Raw genomic sequence first — 5,505 nt, 5'->3', positions numbered from 1 at the left:
CTGAGCGTTGACCGTCTTGAGCCGAGGAAATTCCATCTTGGCAGCGGTCAAACGCTTAGCCTGAACGTGGTAGTTAGGAAATGGTGTATCGGCTGGCAAGATGAACTCCTGGCGGGTCGAACAAGCATTCACCCGAGACTTGCGAGAATTTAGCCAGTCTTTGCGTTCCCGCCGCGCAAAATTCCAGACCTTGCGACACACATCCAGAATGTGTTCAATCTCTGAAACCTGCTCCGCAGTTGGCTCTAGCTTAAATTCCCACGTCATATTTAGCATATCTAAATTGTAGCAGATATTTTGTAGGTTGCTTTCCTCGGTCGCGCTTCGCTACACCACCCGCCAAGCTTTTAGCTAGGGCTTTGTACTGCGAAGAATCTGGATAGGATCTTAACCAGGAGCTTAACCGAGAGTTGACCTGAGAGACAAACCCTTGGCCTTGGCCGCAGCAGCGATGGAAGTTTGAGGTTTGGGGAGCTTGTGTGTATGATGTACTAAACAAATACTGCTCAATCAGCTCAGCAATGGTTGACTGATACTGGGTTAAGACCGGTTTAACGGTGCTAAAAAGTCCGGTGAAAGTTCGTTAAATCTAGGACAGATCTAGGATAGAATACCCCCCTCGAATGAAACGTAAGCCGAGAATAGCTCAACGTTAGTTCGGGAGTGGTTCGCTTCTGCTAGATGGCGTTTGATAGAGGATAATCTGCAATGGATGTTGATGAGCCGTTAGTGCTAGCGACCGATCTCGATGGAACATTTTTAGGAGGCACAAACGAGCAGCGATCGCAGTTCTACGCCTACCTACAGCAGCATCGCCAGCGTCTGGTTCTGATGTTTGTCACCGGGCGTAACCTGGATTTGGTGCGCCAACTCTACAGCGATCCTGAATTTCCCCAAGCCGACTATATTATCGGCGATGTGGGAACCACCGTCACCGATGGTCAGACGTTCAGGCCCCTAGAGCCGGTTCAGACTTGGATTGCTCAGACCTGGAATGATAGCACCGAGAGAGTGCGATCGCTCCTAAACAACGAACCGGGTCTGGAGTTACAACCCATCACCCCGCAATATCGCGTATCCTACTACTACAACCCCAACGAACTTCAGTCACAAACCCTGACTCGAATTACCCAGGCTGGGTTTGACTATATCCTCTCCGCCGATCGCTTCTTAGATGTCATGCCCAAAGGAATCGCCAAGGGAGCCACTCTGCTAAAAACCCTAGAGAGCCTTCGCCTAGCACCTGAGCAAACGGTGGTCGCCGGAGATACCCTCAACGATCGCTCCCTGCTCGAAACAGGGCTAAACGGGATTGTTGTGGGCAATGCCGAACCCAAACTGAAAGAATTTGCGCGATCGCGTCCCAATGCCTACATTAGCCCCGAACCGGGAGCCTGGGGAATTTGGGACGGATTGAAACATCACGGCAGAGCCTTCTAAGCCAAGGTCTCTCTAAGCCAAGGACTCTCTAAGCCAAGGCCTCTGTCAAGCGCTAACTAGACAACAACCATGAGTAACAGTCAAGACACTATGAAATCTTCTTTGGTCATTCTCTACCACCGCGAACCCTACGATGAGGTGGTCGATGAAAACGGCGTCACCCATTATCTGGACAAAAAAAGTCCCAATGGGATTGTGCCAACCCTCAAAGGCTTCTTCGATAACGTCGAGAAAGGAACCTGGATTGCCTGGAAGCAAGTTACCGCCAAGCAACGCAACAAATTCCAGGAACGGGTGCAAATCGAGAGCAGCAACTACGATGTCGCCCGGATTCCCCTGTCAGCCGATGAAGTCAAGCACTTCTATCACATCACCAGCAAAGAGGCCTTCTGGCCCATCTTGCACTCGTTCCCCTATCACTTCACCTACGAGTCCTCGGATTGGGAAAACTTCAAGGCCATCAACAAGAAATTCGCCGAAGCCGCCTGTGCTGAAGCCGCCGAAGATGCCCTGATTTGGGTTCATGACTATAACCTTTGGTTAGCCCCCAAATACATTCGGGAACTCAAACCTGATGCTCGTATCGCTTTCTTCCACCATACCCCCTTCCCCTCGGTGGATATCTTCAACATTCTGCCCTGGCGCGAGGCGATTATCGAAAGTCTCCTCTGTTGCGATGTGGTGGGCTTCCATATCCCCCGCTACTCGGAGAACTTCGTCCATGTGGCTCGTAGCCTCTTTGAGGTGGATGTGGTCAAGAAAGAGGCTATCCCTGAGCATATCACCCCCTGCGGTACGGCCCTGGCGGAACCGGAAATGGTGACTCAGTTGAACTACAAGGGGCAACTGGTGAACGTCGATGCGTTCCCCGTGGGAACTAACCCCGAACATATCCTCAATACCCTCAAAAAACCCGAAACCCAACAGCGGATTACGGAAATCAAAGAGGAATTGCAGGGCCGCACCCTGGCCATCGCCGCTGGACGGGTGGACTATGTCAAGGGGAACCGGGAATTGCTCGAATGCTATGGTCGCCTACTCGAACGCCGGCCCGATTTGCATGGAAAAATCAATTTGGTGATGACCTGTGTGCAAGCGGCCGCTGGGATGCGCGTCTATCGCACGGCACAGCAGCAGATTGAGCAACTGGCAGGGAAAATCAATGGACGTTATGCTCGATTAGGGTGGACTCCGATTCTGCTGTTCACTCAGCCGATTCCCTTTACGGATCTGATTGCCTACTACAAGGCGGCTGATATTTGTTGGACGACTCCCCTACGGGATGGGTTGAACTTGGTCGCTAAGGAGTATGTTGTTGCTCATGAGGGCAAGGACGGGGCGTTGATCCTATCTGAGTTTGTCGGGGCGGCGGTGGAAATGCCTGAAGCGATTCAGACGAACCCCTACTCGATGGACCGGATGGATGAGGCCATTGACCGGGCTTTGAGCCTGTCGGATGAGGATCAAGCTCAACGCATGGCGAAGATGTATGACACGGTCACTCAGTATGATGTGAAACATTGGGCGGATCGTTTGTTTGATATCTTCCAGAAGATTGAACCTCAGTCTGTGGGTGATAAGAAGCCGGTCACAGCATAGGAAAGAGTGATGTGTTGATCGTGGACTGTTAAACGGTATGGCGGGCGCTGCCCGCCTACAAGTTATGAGGGGTTCACGATTGACGCTCAACGGTCAACTGTCAACTGTTAAGGATTATGCGAAATCTGGATCACGTCGAGTCTCAAACCTACGACCTTATTATTATTGGCGGTGGGGTCAATGGAGCTGCGGTGGCTCGGGATGCGGCGTTACGAGGATTGAAACCGATTCTTCTGGAGAAAAGTGATTTTGCCAGTGGAACGTCGAGCTGGTCAACGCGCTTGGTTCATGGCGGGTTACGCTATTTAGAGTATTTTGAGTTTCCTTTGGTGCGGGAGTCGCTCCATGAACGAGAGTTATTGTTACGAAATGCTCCCCATTTAGTGAATCCGTTGATGTTAACGGTTCCGGTGTATGGGAAGCGATCGCGGCCCTATTGGAAAATCTGGGCGGGGATGATTCTCTATGATATTTTTAGTTTTGATAAGACGCTGTTACCCCATCGGATGCTACCGAAGCAGAAGTTTGTGCAGCATTTTCGGGGGTTAGATCCTGAGAACCTCAATGGTGGGGCGCAGTATTATGATGCTCAGGCCTCGCGGGCGGAACGGATGTGTTTAGAGACGATTCTGGATGCGGAATCGGCGGGGGCGACGAGTCTTAATTATGTGGAGGTGACGGCTCTGCACCGTCAGGGCGATCGCATCACCCATTTGACCTGTCGGGATCAGTTGACGGGGAAAACCCTGGAGATCAAGGGGAGCGCCAAGGCGATGGTGATCAATACCTCGGGTCCCTGGGTCGATCGCGTGTTAAATGATGGCGCCCCAGACGCGATTGGCAAAACCCGTAAGATTGGCGGAACGAAAGGGTCTCATATTATTGTGAATCGCTTTCCGGGGGCGCCGGACAGTGCGCTCTATGTGGAAGCTAAAACTGATGGCCGGCCCTTCTTTATTGTGCCTTGGTTGGGCATGGTGTTGATTGGAACCACGGATTTACCCTATGAGGGGAGTTTGGATCGGGTGAAAGCTGATGATGAGGAGATTGATTATCTGCTGACGGAGACGAATAATATCATTCCCAGTGGCCAGTTGACCCGTGAGAGTATTAAGTTTACCTATTCTGGGGTGCGGCCGTTGCCTTATGTGGATAAGAAGTCTGCCGGGAGTATTACTCGTAAGCATATTCTCTTGGATCACCGCTCGGATGGGGTGAGTAATCTGATTTCTTTGATTGGTGGGAAGTTGACCACGTTCCGCCATGTGGGCCAGGAAATTGTGGATTTGGTTTATAAGAAGTGGAAGCAACCGGCGCCGGCTTGTCCGACGATTCATCGTCCGTTCCCTGGGGCGATTTTGCCCAATGATCCCTTGGTGGGAGAGTTGGTGGACCGTTATCGCGATCGCCTCTCGGTGGAAACGCTCTATCATCTGCTTGACAGCTATGGCCGTCTCGCGGCGGGGGTGTTGGCCCTGATTGATGAGCATCCGGAACTAGCGGCGCCGATTACGCCGGAGTTACCGGATATTCGCGCTCAGATTGTCTATGGGGTGCGATCGGAATATGCCTATCACATGGCCGATATTCTACGGCGACGCACTACCATCGCCATGCAGAGTTGTTATGGCTTGCAGACGTTGGCGGTGCTGTCGGAGGTGTTGCAGCGCTATTGTGGTTGGTCTGCCGAGGACTGCGATCGCCAGGCCGGGGAATATCGTCAGTATATGGAGGAGAACTGCATCCCCGACTATGCGATTCCTCAGAGTCGCCGCTCTCAAGCTGAAGCGGTGTCTGCTTAAGTGAGGCAAACCTGAGGCAAAAAATCCTTGTCGCTAGTCCCAGATATGTTAGGATAAGCAATTAATGCAGTCCTTTGCAGTCTTGGACTAGCCAACGCGGGCGTAATTCAGTGGTAGAATGTCAGCTTCCCAAGCTGAACGTCGCCGGTTCGAGTCCGGTCGCCCGCTTTCTTGAGTTTTTCACCCTAAGTTGTTCACAACGACCCATCATCGCATCGGGGCTTAATCTTCGCAGCGATCGCCGCGAATTGAGCCGAGAATGGTAGCGACAATCACGCAACGTCGGTTTGGGTTATTGCCCCCCTCAACATCGGTGAAGGCGATGCGTGCTAGAGTTCCTGAATCGTCATGCTCAGCATCTTGGTAGGACTCACTAGAGACAACACCTCGGTCTTCAAAGCGAATGCAGTAGTCTCCATGATCACAGTCCTGAGCCATCGTCGTTCTCTCCTCATCTAAGGCCACGAGGTTTCCCGCTTCTGGGGAAAGGGTCGCCCAAGAGGGATTACCACCACCAACGGGATAGGCGGCCCCTTGAACCCCTTGTTCGTCATCGATACGGAAACTGGCTTCCCAGGAGCGGTTCTCGGTACTGGCGCGAGATTGGGCGCGGCGCATCGTTTGCAGGGCTGCGTCGGCGGTGTTTTTAACCCGCTGGCCGTTG

Annotated in this window: 5 protein-coding genes and 1 tRNA gene; 4 read left to right on the top strand and 2 right to left on the bottom strand. The window is 52.4% G+C overall.

Annotated features, from left to right (window positions below; all coding sequences use genetic code 11):
• Nucleotides 1-276: helix-turn-helix domain-containing protein (locus tag R6U67_RS09325; protein WP_410252296.1), on the bottom strand; the 276-nt coding region annotated here is incomplete at its 3' end.
• A gap of 432 nt (nucleotides 277-708) precedes the next feature.
• On the opposite strand from R6U67_RS09325, the gene R6U67_RS09320 reads away from it, so the two are divergent.
• The 4 genes from R6U67_RS09320 (at nucleotide 709) to R6U67_RS09305 (ending at nucleotide 5,009) form a co-directional block, all read left to right on the top strand.
• Entirely contained in the window at nucleotides 709-1,440 is a 732-nt protein-coding gene (locus R6U67_RS09320; RefSeq protein WP_410252295.1) for an HAD family hydrolase, read from the top strand.
• A 90-nt stretch (nucleotides 1,441-1,530) separates the two neighbouring features.
• Complete coding sequence (gene ggpS / locus R6U67_RS09315) at nucleotides 1,531-3,039, top strand: glucosylglycerol-phosphate synthase (protein WP_410252294.1); 1,509 nt, start codon at nucleotides 1,531-1,533, stop codon at nucleotides 3,037-3,039.
• Between the two features lie 116 nt (nucleotides 3,040-3,155).
• Complete coding sequence (locus R6U67_RS09310; RefSeq protein ID WP_410252293.1) at nucleotides 3,156-4,841, top strand: FAD-dependent oxidoreductase; 1,686 nt, start codon at nucleotides 3,156-3,158, stop codon at nucleotides 4,839-4,841.
• Between the two features lie 96 nt (nucleotides 4,842-4,937).
• Nucleotides 4,938-5,009: transfer RNA gene (locus R6U67_RS09305), tRNA-Gly, on the top strand.
• Between the two features lie 54 nt (nucleotides 5,010-5,063).
• On the opposite strand, the gene R6U67_RS09300 is transcribed toward R6U67_RS09305, so the two are convergent.
• On the bottom strand, nucleotides 5,064-5,505 hold a 442-nt coding region (locus R6U67_RS09300), incomplete at its 5' end, for a hypothetical protein (protein ID WP_410252292.1).

It is taken from the genome of Sodalinema sp., assembly GCF_046483825.1.
In the GTDB taxonomy this organism is placed as follows: domain Bacteria; phylum Cyanobacteriota; class Cyanobacteriia; order Cyanobacteriales; family Geitlerinemataceae; genus Sodalinema.
Note: the sequence above shows the minus strand (reverse complement) of the source record. Positions and strands in the feature narration are given on the sequence as shown.